Here is a 12953-nt window from a genome sequence, read left to right as displayed (position 1 = left end):
GCACCGCTCAGGACAGCCGGGCATGCAGATCACGACGGTGTGCCAAGCCACCGGCCGATTCACCAGATGCGTGCAGCAACACCGCGTCCATAGCCTTGATCAGATCGTCCGCGCCGATGATCGCGGCGATGCGCAGCTCGTGGACAAGCAGCGTCGCAGAAGCCAAGGCGACGAGGTCCGCACCCACCTCAATGGCCTCACGATCCGATGACGGGCCATTGGAGAAGACGGTGACGTCCTCGTAGTTGGCCTTAATCCGCAGCCGGTACAGATAGTCCGCCATGGTCGCCGGGCGAACCGCACCGGCCACGGCCTCTCGCTCAGCGGTGGTGAGCCTGACCGTCTTCGGCTCCACCGCGGGCTTGCGGCCTGACGTCGCGCGGGCCTCCTGATCCAGGCGCCACTGCTTCTTCTTCGCAGCGAGTTTCTCACGGCGCTTGTTCGCGAGACGGTCGTCGACGAGCAACTGGCGAGTGGAGCGCAAGGCCTTGGCCGCGATGTCCCATGCCTGCTCACCCTGCCACGCCACCCACGGATGCAGATCGAAGTCCAGGGCGCGTCCGGGACCGCCCAGGATGCCGTCCGCGTCGGCCAGTCGACTCCCGGGGGCCGCCGCTGCCAGAGTCCAGGGCGCGATCCGCAGGCTGCGCGAGGTCCACAGATCGACGTAGCGCCGTTTCGTGGGCTCATGCATCTGCGGACGCGTGCCGCCCTCGGCGACCATAAGAGCCTGGGCCGCCCCGTAGAGGACGTAATAGGCCTGAACGGCCCCCCAACTGTTGGCGAGCCGGATGATCTCCGAGTCCTCGGCCAGCGCATGCGTGTGCTCAAGCAGACGAGCGGTCGCCCACGCACGGCGCAGACATGCCAGCAACTGGTCCCGGTCACAGGCGTTCGGTGGCCCGCCTGGACTGAAAAGGACCGGCACTGCAGACGCATGAAGACCGGCGACAGCGTTGTTCAGCGATGATGTGCCCTCTCCGAGCGCAAGTTCACGGAACGCGCGGATGTAGGAGGCATGGGTGCGGAAGCTGCGGGTCTGCTCACTGTCGACCGGCGGGGGAGGAAAGACGATACGTGCCACGCCTCATTGTCCCCCGCTCGACCAGGTCCGTTGCCGACAAGATCAGCCCGACCGCCGAAGACCTCATCTGAGACGCCCGCACCGTGACGCCTCGCGAGGTGGTCTTCCGCGCCGGTCCACCACGGGCACTGGGGGGCGGTGTCCGTGACGAAGGGGCGATACACGGTGCCTGCGGAGCTGTCAGCCTGCCAGCCGGGCTTTCCAGATCTCCTCGCTGGGCCATTGCTGGGCCCAGTCGGCGGAAACTTCCTCGTAGTCCCGCGCAGACCGGGGTGCCTGAACCTCAATCAGGTCTTCAACGACGAATCCGCAGGCCCGCAGCAGACGGAGCATCTCACCGTGCGGCAGGATGAACTCCACGTGATTCCCCCAGTCCAGCCGCGTCAGGCCGAATTGGCTGCGGGACAGAGTGGTGGATGCTGGTCCCTCGGGCGGTACGCACAGTGCGAACAGCGGTGAGTAGCGCGAGAACACTAGCCGGCCTCCGGGAATGAGAAGCCGGGCTGCCTCCGGGATCCACTGGTAGGGGTCGCACCACAGCGAGGCGCCGTATTCGCTGAGCGCCAGGCCGAAGGTGTTGTCCTCGTAGGGCACCTTCTCGGCGTTGCCCAGGACGAGGGGAAAGCCGATGCCGAATTCCGCCTGCATCACGCGAGCAGTGGCGAGCTGCTTCTCCGAGAGGTCGATCCCGACCGGGTGGGCTCCTGCTCTGGCCAGCCAAGCGGAAACGTAGGCAGTACCACAGCCCAGTTCGATGGCGCGCATCCCGTCGATGTTGTCGGGAAGCACGGAAACCTGCGACTCAGGGGTGGACCACAGTCCCCAGGACGGTTCCGCCTGCGCCCAGTGATCACGGGCGAGCGGCCCGTGCCACGCAGCCGCCTCGTCATCCCAGAAGCGCCGGTTCTCCTCCACATGGCCTGCCGGGCCGTCCTGAGTCATGGAGGCATTCGATCGAAGATGCTGCTGTTCCGGCAACGGGATTTCCACGGGGCCAGACTCCCTCGAGACGCGCGGTCGGCACGACGGCCAGGTCGGCATCACCACCTGCGGCGCGCATCGCTCGCAGGCCGGCGAGCAGCTCCACCACCGAGCTCCTGTCAGCGCGATCCACCTCGCAACAGGCGGTGCTACTGGCCACCAGCGTCGCCCTCGGGGTTTCGTCAGGCCGGGGGTGTGTGCGAGGGCGTGGTGTTGGTCTGGGGTTGGGGTGTGGGACGGCCGGTGGAGATGTAGGTGTAGCCGGCCGTGTGCAGGGTTGCGGGGTCGAGGTGGTTGCGGCCGTCGTAGAGGACAGGGGTGTGGTTGTTCATCAGGTGGCGGTGGGCGGCCCAGTCGGTGGTGGCCAGGTCGGGCCACTCGGTTACGAGGATGGCTGCATCGGCGCCGGTGAGCGCTTCGCTGATGGTCGGGCGGCGGTCTGTGAGGTTCCAGGGGTGGGTGTCGGGCTGGGGGCGGGCCATGGGGTCCCAGCAGGTGACGGTGGCGCCTTCGGCCAGCAGGCGGGAGGCGATGACGGTGCTGGGGGCTTCGCGCATGTCGTCGGTGCCGGGTTTAAAGGTCATGCCAAGCAGGGCGATGGTGCGGTTGTGGAGGGTGCCGAGTGCCGTTTTCAGGCGTTGGACGGCGCGGCGTGGCTGGAGTTCGTTCACCTCGATCACGGCGGTCAGCAGCTGGAAGGAGTAGCCGGTGTTGGCGGCGAGGGCGCGTAGGGCGCGGGAGTCTTTGGGGAAGCAGCTGCCGCCGTAGCCGAGGCCGGCGTTCATGAAGTGAGGGCCCAGGCGGTGGTCTTGGCCGATGGCTCGGGTGACGTGGGTGATGTCGGCGCCGGTCGCCTCGCACAGAGCGGCGATTTCGTTGGTGAAGGAGATCTTGGTGGCGAGCAGGGCGTTGGCGGCCATCTTGACCATTTCCGCGGAGGCGACGTCCATGGTCTCCACGGGCCCGGGGATGCCGTGGTGGAGGGAGCGGACGAGGCGGGCGGCAGCCGGGTTGTCGGCGCCGACGACGATGCGGTCGGGGCGCATGAAGTCCTCGAGGGCGCGTCCTTCGGCGGTGAATTCGGGATTGGAAGCGTAGGCGACGTGGGCGAGGCCGCTGTCGTCGAGGGCCCGGCGGATCCGGGCACCGGTGCCCACCGGAACGGTTGACTTCACCACCACGGCGCGCAGATGGGTGGCGCCGGTGAGGGAAGCCAGGACGGCCCATACGCGGGACAGATCGGCGTCGCCGGAGGGGGTGGGAGGGGTGTCGACGCAGATGTAGGCGACGTCGGCACCGGCTACGGCTTCGGCGGCGTCGAGGGTGTAGGTAAGGCGGTCCTTGTTGCGGGCCAGCATGTCGCCCAGTCCCGGTTCGTAGATGGGTACGTCCCCGGCTTTGAGCAGGCGGATGCGTTCGCTCTGGATGTCGCGAATGGCGACCTGGTGGCCGAGTTCGGCGAAGCAGGCCCCAGCGACGAGCCCGATATAGCCGGCGCCGAACACGGCGATGCGCGAGGAGTCAGGGTGCATCATCAAGTCCTTCGAGAACGGGTTTGCAGGGAGGAGGGGCGGCAGATTCCCGCTGAGCTGAGCGATGCCGCAGGTGACCGGCCTGCCGTCCCGGCTTGCGCCCAGGTGCAGGGATTGAGGCTGAGCGCAGGCGCTGCGCACGGGGGCGACAGGCTGCTGGTCGGCCGTGCTGCGCCTGGTACGTCCGTCCGGGTGCGGCGGTAAAAGCGACCAATTGATGCGAGCGAGGGTGGCGGGCCCTGGCGGATCATGGCGGCGTGGGACGGCGCAGGGCGTGGTGGCGGTTGCCCAGGCGGTATGTGACGCGGTGGCGTGGGCGGAGGGCGTCTGGGGATTAGACGGCTTCAGCGGCCGTGGGGCTCAGCGAGACCTCGGCGCCGGCTTGGCGCGTTCCCCAGCCCGTCTTGGCGCAGGTGAAAATGCCGTACCAGCGCAGGAACCGCAGCAGAGTCCAGGCGAGCACGATGGCCAGCGGCATGGCCAGCCACGTCACGGCGCGCTGCCGGATGCGTTCGTCGGAGCGGATGATGCTCAGGTAGCGCAGGCCCTGTGCGTAGCCGATGAGGAAGGGGATGACGAGCATGGAGCTCGGCGGTAGTTCATGAAACACGAGGGGTTCGATGACGAGCAGCCAGACGGTGACCATCTGGGTCAGGATCATCTGCAGCCAGCGCATGGCGTGCAACCAGTAGGCAGGGCGGGTGGGGGAGAGATACCGCATCCGCCACACCGACCGGATGGTCGAGCCCCGCATCCAGCGCAGGTACATGCGTGAGAAGTGACCCCAGTTCTCCGGCATGGCAGTGAAGCAGATCGCCCGCGGCTGCTGGACGGTCAGGCCGCGCTCCTGCGCGTACAGGGTGAGCAGGCTGTCGTCGGAGAACATCACGGCACGGCCCATGAACGTCTCGTTCAGGTAGGAGCCGAGGTTGTCGCGGATGATGCCGGCCCGGTAGGCGGCGATCGGACCGGAGTTGACCATGACGGCGCCGACGGCAGACTGCCCGGAGCGGTCGACGAGCTGGCACACCACAAACCACAGGTCCGTGACGCGCACGAGCCAGTTCGCCCGGTTGTTGGTGGCGATGACGATGCCGGCCACGGACATCACCCGGGGCCGCGCGAACGGGATCAGAATCTCTTCGACGGCGTTCGGCGCGAAGCAGGAGTCCGAGTCGCAGGTGAGGTAGATGTCGGCCTGCGGGCTGACCCGGACGGCGTGCGCCTGGGCGTGCCGCTTGCCGCCGTTGGCCACGACCTGCCAAGTGGTGGCCACCCCTGCGCGGGCCGCGGCCTGCTCCCACCAGTTGCGGACCTCGGTGTAGTCCCCGCTGGTGGAACCGTCGTCGACGATGTGCACGGAGTCGGGCATCCGGGTCTGGCGCAGGAAGCTCTCCAGACCCAGACGCAGGTAGCCGGGGTCCTCGTTGTAGACCGGCACCAGGATCGACACGTGCAGCGCGTCCAGGTGGCGGCGGGCGCGTTCGCCAGGCTGCGGCACCCGCTCCAGGTGGTACATGAAGGTCTGCAGCAAGAACACCAGGAACAGGCTGATCCAGACGACAGTGAGCCGGCTACGGGTCTGCGCGTCGGTGGATAAGGCCACCACGGCGTGGTGTGTGGTCCACGCAGCGGCCAGCAGGAGAACGACGATGCCCACGGCGACGGTCGTGGACCGGTGCTGATGGGCACTCAGCACCGGTCCGATGCGCTTGCGGCTCACTTGCCATGCCCGGAAGACGGGTGGGAACCGGCTTCACCGGAGGCGAGCTTGCGGCGGAAGCCGAAGCGGACGCACAGCAGCCCCAGAGCGACCAGGGCCGCCGCGGCGGCAAGCATCCAGCCGCCGATCGGGTAGGTGATGCCGCCGATCACGAGAACCGGAGCCCCCGTCTGTGCAAGTTGAGCCTGTCCGGACATGCTTGAGTCCCCCCACGGGAATGGATCAGTGAATACAAAAAGCATAAGAGCATCCGCAGGACCGGTAAGCAGTCTGTGAAGGTTTCCGAACCGATCCGCAAGCTCCCGGAGCGCCACCCACGCACAGCGACTGAGGGTAATAGCAGGTCAACGCCACATAAGCATGATCAACTCCCGTTACGTTATCGCGACAAATATTTTCTCCTTCAACTGTGCAGGTCCGCCCCTATGTTGCGTCCGACTCTGTCGACCGAAAGCTTTGGCCAGCAATTCCCCGACCCTGGCAACCTATGGCCAAAGGTGGCGGGTTGCAGCGACGAAGGAAATGGAATTCGCGAAATAGTCCATTGCTGTCCGGTCGCGATGGATGCCCCCAGCAACCAACCTCATTCTGTGTGCGTCTAATTTCAGCCAAGTGGCTTGAAATGCGTTCCTCGCGGAAGGGTGCACAGCCGAGAATCGGGGGCGGCTCGTCCGCTAAGCGGAACGCAAGCTGCTGTCCCTGGGGCACCGCAGATGGCCGCGCTGATCGTCACCGGCGTCCTGGCCGCCGTCTCCGCACTGATGGCGGCCCTCGGCAAGCAGCAGATCAGCAAGGCAACCCCACCCAAGCCCGAGCAGACCATGGACAGCGTCAAGACCGATGTCGCCGAGATCAAGGAGAAGACACAGCGATGACCCCGGACGAGCCGCACAAGGGTAATGAGGCAGCACCTTCCCCCGAGGAACTGCGCGAACAAGCCGAGGCGACCGCGAGGAACTCGGCGAGACCGTCGAGGCACTCGCGGCGAAGACCGACGTCACCTCCCGCGCCCAGGAGGAAACGACGGCCGTCAAACAGCAGGTCACCGAGAAGACCACACAGGTCAGGACCCATCTCAAGGACAAGGCCACACACGCGGCCCACACGATGCAGGACAAGACCCCTGAGCCGGTGCGCGCCAAAGCCGTCGCGGCCACCGAGCAGGTCCGCCACCAGGCCGTGCACATCGCAGAGCTGGCCCGGGACAAAGCCCCGGCACCGGGACGCGAGAAAGCCGGCCACGGCATGCAGGCGGCGCGGGCCAACCGCACCCCGCTGCTCTCCGCCGCTGGCGCCCTCATCGCTCTGCTGTTCATCCGCCGCGCCAGGAGGCACCGATCCCGGGCCATGCCCGGCCCGGCGAAGCTGCAGGGCGTCCAGTCGATCCTGTGGGCGGCGGAGCTGATGGAGCAGGGCCTCAACCCCGCCCGCCGCATCAAGGGCGGCGACGCCCTCCTGGGCGAAGGAGAGTAGGACTGTGGGGGAGATTGAGGACGCGATCGAGCGCGCCGCCGATCCACCCGTCCTATCTCGCCTTGTGCAGCAGGGCTGCAACGCGGGTGGCGGCCTTCTCGCCTGCTCGCTGCTTGATCAGGCCTTCCTTGGCTGCTGCACGAAGCCGGACCTTCGAGCTGTTCTCCCCGCCCTTCGACACCAGCGCAGTCACCACCACAGGATTCATGCCGCCAGCGCCGCCACTCGCAACGACACGGATGGTCTCTCCGTCCCTGCCAGGGGCAGCCTGCCTGGTCTCGACTGCTCGCCCTACCTGATTGAGCACCCTTGAGACGCGCTCCACGGCGTCGTCAAACGGCAAGGGGATGACGAGGTCCATCTCATGGACGTTCTTCTTCATCAGCGTGGCCACGAACCGGACCAAGCGGCCGCTGCCCCAACCCATAGAACCCAGACCAGCAAGCTCATCAGCCAGGATCTGGTCCTCATTCCGGTCCACGTGTCCCCCACTGCTCGATCCTCTATCGGCCGCCACACAACCGTCCTGGAGAGGCTCACTGTCCCCGCCTGGCACACCATGCTGAGGTATTCCGGGTAAGCAGTCGTGGACACCGTCTTTCACCCTCGGCCGGGGACACAGACATGCCGGGCCCGGAGGCCAGCGGTCTTCTTGCTGGACCGCGAAGAAGATAACGGGGGCGTCATCCCACCAGCCGCAGCCGCTCCTCGCACACCCCCACTGTCACCCTCTGCCCCCACGTCAGCTCCACCGCGTCGCTCTCGATCCCGTCCCCGAAGGCGATGAGCCGCTCCGACTCGACGGTGAGGGTCAGCCGCCGCGCGGCCGACAACTCGCCCGCCACCAACGATGTCCCGGTCGCCGGAGAGGGCCACGCCTCGCGCACGAACCACAGGAGCCGCCGCTCCGACGGGTCCGGCAGCTTCAGGCCGTCGCCTCCCCGCTCCTGCCAGACCGAGCGGATCCAGCCGGTCGCCCCCGTGCCCGTCCCCACGAGCACCCCGGAGGAGGCCTGGGCCTCGGCGACACGCTCGTCGCCGTCGAGGCCCAGGCGGTACCGGGCGGTCTGGTGGCCGGCCGCGCCGAGGTAGATCTCATTGAGGGCCACCAGTCGTTGGGTGTCGTCGGCGACCACCTCCACCATGGTCAGCTCGGACACGCCCGTGCCGCCCGCGAGCACCGACGGCAGCAGGTCGCCGGCGTCCTGCGGGCGATGGCGGACCAGGACGCCCGGGTTGCGTCCGGGGTCCGTGTCGATGCCCACCACCGGCTGCCCCGCGAGGTACTTGGCGACGTTCGCCACGAGACCGTCCTGGCCGACCACCACGACCACGTCCTCGGGGCCGAAGAGGAACCGGTCCAAGTCGCTGCGCTCCACGTGTGTCTGACGCCACGTCAGCGGAATCGCCGCCGTAACCTCCGCCAACGCCCGCCGAGTGCGGCGGTGGCGTTCGGCGACCTCCTCAAGGTCCCGGCCCCGCGAGGCGAGGAAGAAGGCGGCCTGGCCGTGCGTGCCGTGCCGGGCCACCAACTCCTCGTACTCCGTCGTCCGGTGGACCAGCACGGCACGCGGGGCGAGGCTCACGCCCGGTCCCCGGCGCCGAGCCTGGCCAGCAGGCCGGTCAGCACGTCCGGCGAGATGGTCACGCTGTCGATCTGAGGCAGGTTCTCCGCGAATTGTGCGGCCGCGTGGGCGCGCAGGGTGGCCACGCCGTCGACCCCCGCGTCCGCGTGCACGCGCAGCCAGGCCGCCTGGGCCTGCGCCCGCGCCTCGCCCACCTCGCGCGCCGCCTCCGCCTCCGCCTCGGCAAGCCGTACCGTGCGCGTCGCCTCAGCGTCGGCCCGCACCTTGTCCGCCGCCGCGCTCTCCTCCGCCTCGCGGCGCGTGTTCGTGCCGCGCTGCTCGACCAACTGCTCCTCACGGCGGGCGAGTTCAATCTTGCTGGCCAGTTCGTTCTCGGCGATCGTCCGTTCCCGCTCGACGGCCACCGCCCGCCGCTCGTACGTCGCCCGATCGGCCTCCTGCTGGATCTGCTCCCGGGCCGGGGTGCGCAGCGCCCGCTCCACCTCCGGCTCGGGCCGCAGCGCGACCACGCGCACGGCCACGATCTCGATGCCGGTGGCGGGCAGCCGGGGCTCCGCCGCCAGACCGGCCGCGACCCGCTCGCGCACCGAGGTCACCCCGTCCACCAGCGCCGCCGACAACGGCGTACGGGCCAGGACGTCCAGCGCATGCTGCTGCGCCGTCTCCGTCAGCAGCGTGCCGAGCTGTTCCAGGGGCGCTCCCCGCCACACCCCCGTGTCCGGGTCGATGGAGAAATCGAGGCGAGCGGCGGCCACGGCCGGGTCGCTGACGCGGTAGGTGACCGTCGCCTGCACCGCCACGTCCTGGAAATCCGCTGTGCGAGCGTGGAAGGTCATGGCCAACTCACGGTCGTCAACCGGCACTTCGGAGAGCGCGGCGCTCAGTGAGCGGAACCAGAAGCTGAGCCCGGGACCGTCATGCACCAGCTTGCCGGAGCGGTGGTGACGGATGTGCGCCGTAGGCGCGCCCCGCAGATGGCGCCAGCCCAGGCGTCGGGTGATGTCGGCCATGGAGTCCCCCTCGGGCGAACGAGTATTCGTCAGTACGACGATAAGCAATTCGCCTGCTTGTCGTCAAGAAGACGAAAAACAGGTTGGGGCCGAGTTGGTCCAGTGGCGGGTGAATGTATCGACCGTGGTGCAGATGGGAACGTCGGCGTCCGCGTCGAAGCCGGGCGGGCGACCACCGGCGCAACCTCGCCGCAGTCGGTGACCGACCTGGTCGGCGGGCTGCGGGATCACGGCACGGATACCTCGCCGCCGGAGACGGTTCAACGAGATCGGCCTGGCCTGCCTGGACCCTCAGTGGGCGGGAGGCCGTTCCCGCCAAGTCAGCTCGGATGACGAGGTCTTCGTCATCCGGACGGCCACCACCCGCCCCACCAAGCTCGGCCAGCCCTTCACCCGCTGGTCACTGCGCAAGCTCGTTGCCTATCTGCGGAAAGTCCACGGCCGGGTCATCCGCATCGGCCGCGAGGCATTACGCCGCCTACTCGCCCGCCGTGGCGTCACCTTCCAGCGCACCAAGACGTGGAAGGAGTCCCCGGACCCCGAGCGGGAGGCGAAGCTGGACCGCATCGAGGAAGTGCTCGACCGTTTCCCGGACCGGGTCTTCGCGTTGGACGAGTTCGGGCCGCTTGGGATCCGGCCCACCGCGGGCTCGGGCTGGGCCGAGCGGAAACATCCCGACCGGTTGCCGGCCACCTACCACCGCACCCACGGGGTGCGCTACTTCCATGGCTGTTACTCGGTTGGTGACGACACCCTGTGGGGCGCGAACCCGATCGAGGCGCACTTCGGACCCCTGAGGCAGTTCACCATCGCCAACTCCCACCACCCCAACCACATCGTGCAGACCCGGGCCCTGCACGCCTACCTGCGGTGGCGCAACGCCAACGCTCGCCACCGCGACGTCTTGGCCGCCGAACGCAAAGAACGTGCCCGCATCCGAAGCGAGAAAGGCATCCGCTGGGGCGGACGCCCACTCCAACACCGTAGCTTGATCCAACCCGGCGAACCTATGCGGTCACAGGGCTAGAGGGCGTCCGCGTCCGACCCAGTGATTGAACGGACCGTTTAAAACGATCCGTTGACAATGATTCATGAACTGCCTCATCCTCTTCTTATGCCGTCGACTCCTGAACAGCACACCGACCCGTTCACGCCCCCACAGCCGGAGCAGGCGCGAGTGCACCGCGTCTACGCGTCCCTGTTTCGCATCGCCGAGCGACACGCGACTACCGACGAGCAACGCCGCCGACAGGTTCATCCCTCGGTCATCGGGCCTCACGAAGCCGTCAGACTCGTGTCGTTCCTGCTCAGTGGGGCCGCACACCTCGACGACGCTGAGCCGGAGGTGGACCACGGCGACATCACCGCTGCGTTGAGCCTCGTCCCGCTGGTTCGCGGAGAGATGGACGAACTGGAAACCGGACTCCTCCAGATGGCACGTGGCCGCGGCATGACCTGGCAAGAGATCGCCTTCGGCCTCGGGCTTGGCACTCCGCAAGCGGCCAGACAGCGATACCAACGACTGGCCAGCCGTGCCGCGCCCGACGCGGAGGGCCCGGAGTAGGAGGGGTCCGCCCCGGATTCTCGCCAGACAGGGGCCGGACATCTGGGGGCTGCGGCGCTCGAGCACGTGCCGACGCTCCACACCATGGAAGGGATCTCCAGGGAGCTCAATCAACGACGACCAACACGGCGAACTTATGCGGTCACAGCACTAGCTTTGGGGTGTGCCGCATGACAGCCAGCTGATCTTTGCCGACCATGTCGGTCGGTTCTATGCCCGCCAGTACGGCTTCCTGCCGATGGCTGGACGCCTGTGGGATACTTGTTTGTTTGTGATCCGCCTCAGCAGACGATCGATGAGTTGAGCCAGGCGCTGCTCGCGAGCCGGAGCGCCGTCACGGGTGCGGTCAGGCTGTTGGAGAGTTATGGGATGGTGCGGCGCACACGTGCCGCCGACGAGCGCATGGACCGGGTGAGTCTGGATCCGGCCAGCCAGCAGCCGCAGAACTTTGATTCCGACGTCCATAAGGAGCATGCGGCGCTCTCAGGGAGGGCCTGGCGCTGCTCGCCGGAGCCCCGCCGGAGCGCCGTGCCCTGCTGGAAGAGATGGTTGCATTGGCCGAGTTCCTCGCCGAGCGGCTGACCACGCTGTTGCAGGAGTGGAATGCGCACCGCGACGAGCTTCGCGCCTCGGGAAAGCTGTCCGCCTCCAGCGAGTTGCCGTTGTGAACACGCTGGCCCGGGTCGACCGATCCGGGCCAACACCGGGGAGAGAGTGTCCATCATGACCGACTCTGACCTGTCCGCGCTCCGGCAGCGGGCCGAGAGCGGCGACGAGACCGCAGTCGATGAACTGATCGAACTCGCCACTGAGCAAGGTGACCTGAGCGAGCTGCGCCGCCTCGCCGAGCAGGGCAACTCCACCGCAACTGACCAGTTGATCGAACTCGTCACCGAGCAAGGTGACCGGAGCGAACTCCGGCGCCTTTCCGATCAGGGCAACGCGACGGCTACTGATCAGCTGATCGAACTGGCCACCGAGCAGGAGGACCCGGGGGAACTGCGGCGCCTCGCCGACCGGGGCAACATCACCGCAGCCGAACAGCTCGCAGAACTCGGTGTCGAGTGATCCCTTCGGCCGTACTCGGTTCCATGCGTCACCTTGCCTGCCGGGCCTTGCGTCGGGACGTGGTTGTTGCGGGGCGCCCGGCGTCGGCGCGTGTGGTGAGGTCGCGGCAGTAGTCACGCAGGGTCTCGTGCAGGAGCCGTCGGAGGCTGCCGCGTCTGTCGCGGGGGCCGGGCCGGTTGATGTGACAGGCTTCGACCTTGACCTCGCGCATCTGTGGTGCGGGGAGGCGGTGCTGCCGGTCCTGGAGCATCGGTGCAAGCCAGTAGTGACCCTGTGTGGCCCAGGCCCAGACGACGGCTGAGGCCGCGAGATGCCTGAGTGAGCTCCAGTGGGTGAGGGGGCGGACCCTCGGCAACTGGCGTTGAGCCACCTTCTCGGTGATCGTGCGCCATTCGTCTGGCGGGATGACCCAGGAGCTGAGTTGCTCGCGACGGCGCTGATAGTCGACGCAGTGAGGATCGGCGGTGATCTCGTCGGCGAGCAGGGTCAAGGGCCCGACTGTGTTTTCCGGCGTTGTCGCCGTTGCGCTGCCACTGCCGGAGAAGGACAGCGGTGCTGATCTCCATGCAGTCACGGAATGCCAGATAGACGGCTGCCGCCTGCCAGACGCATCTTCCGCCATCTGGACCAGCCGGATGGCGGCGTCTCGCCGGAGGGCGCTGGGTGGAGCGTCGAGCTCTTCCAGCCGAGCGAACCAGCTGTCCGGGAGCCGCTGGGGGACTCGGCGGGCCTCCAGCCGATCGCGGTGCGTGGGAGTCTGCGGAAAGAGCGCCGGATATCAGAACCGGGCCGTAGATCGTCGAGACGGGCCTTCGCGGCAGCGCGGAAACCGTTGGAACAGTGGGGCGTCGGCGTACACGTGAACCTGCACAGCCGAGTACGGATGAACGTGCCCACCCGCGGGCATGGCCAGGCGTCTTCTTGACCTGAAG

At 67.7% G+C, this 12953-nt stretch carries 15 protein-coding genes and 2 pseudogenes; 7 read left to right on the top strand and 10 right to left on the bottom strand.

The window, feature by feature from the left end; translation table 11 throughout:
• Positions 1-7: 7 nt before the first annotated feature.
• From ABFX81_RS20400 to ABFX81_RS20380, 5 genes are all read right to left on the bottom strand, one after another.
• A complete protein-coding gene (locus ABFX81_RS20400) occupies positions 8-1084 on the bottom strand; it encodes a hypothetical protein (RefSeq protein ID WP_346138450.1) in 1077 nt (358 codons plus the stop codon).
• Between the two features lie 180 nt (positions 1085-1264).
• A complete protein-coding gene (locus ABFX81_RS20395; RefSeq protein WP_346138449.1) occupies positions 1265-2074 on the bottom strand; it encodes a class I SAM-dependent methyltransferase in 810 nt (269 codons plus the stop codon).
• Positions 2075-2247: 173 nt separating this feature from the next.
• A complete protein-coding gene (locus ABFX81_RS20390; protein ID WP_346138448.1) occupies positions 2248-3600 on the bottom strand; it encodes a UDP-glucose dehydrogenase family protein in 1353 nt (450 codons plus the stop codon).
• Between the two features lie 331 nt (positions 3601-3931).
• Complete coding sequence (locus tag ABFX81_RS20385; RefSeq protein ID WP_346138447.1) at positions 3932-5320, bottom strand: glycosyltransferase; 1389 nt, start codon at positions 5318-5320, stop codon at positions 3932-3934.
• Positions 5317-5517, bottom strand: coding sequence for a hypothetical protein (locus ABFX81_RS20380; RefSeq protein WP_346138446.1), 201 nt, complete (start codon positions 5515-5517; stop codon positions 5317-5319). The genes ABFX81_RS20385 and ABFX81_RS20380 overlap by 4 nt, the downstream gene beginning before the upstream one ends.
• A gap of 516 nt (positions 5518-6033) precedes the next feature.
• Here ABFX81_RS20380 and ABFX81_RS20375 point away from each other — a divergent pair.
• Complete coding sequence (locus ABFX81_RS20375) at positions 6034-6195, top strand: phage holin family protein (protein ID WP_346138445.1); 162 nt, start codon at positions 6034-6036, stop codon at positions 6193-6195.
• Positions 6196-6427: 232 nt separating this feature from the next.
• On the top strand, positions 6428-6793 hold the full coding sequence (locus ABFX81_RS20370) for a hypothetical protein (protein WP_346138610.1): 366 nt from the start codon (positions 6428-6430) through the stop codon (positions 6791-6793).
• Positions 6794-6845: 52 nt separating this feature from the next.
• On the opposite strand, the gene ABFX81_RS20365 is transcribed toward ABFX81_RS20370, so the two are convergent.
• The 4 genes and pseudogenes from ABFX81_RS20365 to ABFX81_RS20350 form a co-directional block, all read right to left on the bottom strand.
• On the bottom strand, positions 6846-7274 hold the full coding sequence (locus ABFX81_RS20365) for a hypothetical protein (RefSeq protein WP_346138444.1): 429 nt from the start codon (positions 7272-7274) through the stop codon (positions 6846-6848).
• A gap of 202 nt (positions 7275-7476) precedes the next feature.
• On the bottom strand, positions 7477-8379 hold the full coding sequence (locus tag ABFX81_RS20360) for an NAD(+)/NADH kinase (RefSeq protein WP_086852818.1): 903 nt from the start codon (positions 8377-8379) through the stop codon (positions 7477-7479).
• Positions 8376-9389, bottom strand: a complete 1014-nt coding sequence (locus tag ABFX81_RS20355; RefSeq protein ID WP_086852816.1) for an SPFH domain-containing protein — start codon at positions 9387-9389, stop codon at positions 8376-8378. Before ABFX81_RS20355 ends, ABFX81_RS20360 begins: the two co-directional genes overlap by 4 nt.
• A 147-nt stretch (positions 9390-9536) precedes the next feature.
• Positions 9537-9644 (bottom strand): annotated as a pseudogene (locus tag ABFX81_RS20350) (IS5/IS1182 family transposase); the annotation flags it as partial.
• Position 9645: 1 nt separating this feature from the next.
• Here ABFX81_RS20350 and ABFX81_RS20345 point away from each other — a divergent pair.
• From ABFX81_RS20345 to ABFX81_RS20325, 5 genes and pseudogenes are all read left to right on the top strand, one after another.
• Positions 9646-10416, top strand: a pseudogene (locus ABFX81_RS20345) (helix-turn-helix domain-containing protein); the annotation flags it as partial.
• A gap of 87 nt (positions 10417-10503) precedes the next feature.
• The gene (locus ABFX81_RS20340) at positions 10504-10953 is read left to right on the top strand and encodes a DNA-binding protein (RefSeq protein ID WP_086852812.1); all 450 of its coding nucleotides are present in this window, start codon (positions 10504-10506) and stop codon (positions 10951-10953) included.
• 163 nt (positions 10954-11116) lie between these two features.
• Entirely contained in the window at positions 11117-11257 is a 141-nt protein-coding gene (locus tag ABFX81_RS20335; protein WP_230529111.1) for a hypothetical protein, read from the top strand.
• A gap of 241 nt (positions 11258-11498) precedes the next feature.
• Positions 11499-11621, top strand: a complete 123-nt coding sequence (locus ABFX81_RS20330) for a hypothetical protein (RefSeq protein WP_346138443.1) — start codon at positions 11499-11501, stop codon at positions 11619-11621.
• Between the two features lie 55 nt (positions 11622-11676).
• Positions 11677-12021, top strand: coding sequence for a hypothetical protein (locus ABFX81_RS20325; RefSeq protein ID WP_346138442.1), 345 nt, complete (start codon positions 11677-11679; stop codon positions 12019-12021).
• Positions 12022-12049: 28 nt separating this feature from the next.
• Here the strand turns inward: ABFX81_RS20325 and ABFX81_RS20320 are convergent, their stop codons facing one another.
• Positions 12050-12511: a hypothetical protein gene (locus tag ABFX81_RS20320; RefSeq protein ID WP_086852810.1), complete on the bottom strand. Its 462-nt coding sequence runs from the start codon at positions 12509-12511 to the stop codon at positions 12050-12052.
• Between the last annotated feature and the right edge of the window lie 442 nt (positions 12512-12953).

It is taken from the genome of Streptomyces coeruleofuscus, from assembly GCF_039532725.1.
Lineage (GTDB): Bacteria > Actinomycetota > Actinomycetes > Streptomycetales > Streptomycetaceae > Streptomyces > Streptomyces coeruleofuscus.
Note: the sequence above shows the minus strand (reverse complement) of the source record. Positions and strands in the feature narration are given on the sequence as shown.

Bases quoted from the DNA above. Each gene is read 5' to 3' on its own strand.
- ABFX81_RS20325 (WP_346138442.1), top strand. From the start codon at position 11,677: ATGACCGACTCTGACCTGTCCGCGCTCCGGCAGCGGGCCGAGAGCGGC.
- ABFX81_RS20340 (WP_086852812.1), top strand. From the start codon at position 10,504: ATGCCGTCGACTCCTGAACAGCACACCGACCCGTTCACGCCCCCACAG.
- ABFX81_RS20355 (WP_086852816.1), bottom strand. From the start codon at position 9,389: ATGGCCGACATCACCCGACGCCTGGGCTGGCGCCATCTGCGGGGCGCG.
- ABFX81_RS20380 (WP_346138446.1), bottom strand. From the start codon at position 5,517: ATGTCCGGACAGGCTCAACTTGCACAGACGGGGGCTCCGGTTCTCGTG.
- ABFX81_RS20375 (WP_346138445.1), top strand. From the start codon at position 6,034: ATGGCCGCGCTGATCGTCACCGGCGTCCTGGCCGCCGTCTCCGCACTG.
- ABFX81_RS20330 (WP_346138443.1), top strand. From the start codon at position 11,499: ATGGTTGCATTGGCCGAGTTCCTCGCCGAGCGGCTGACCACGCTGTTG.
- ABFX81_RS20370 (WP_346138610.1), top strand. From the start codon at position 6,428: ATGCAGGACAAGACCCCTGAGCCGGTGCGCGCCAAAGCCGTCGCGGCC.
- ABFX81_RS20390 (WP_346138448.1), bottom strand. From the start codon at position 3,600: ATGATGCACCCTGACTCCTCGCGCATCGCCGTGTTCGGCGCCGGCTAT.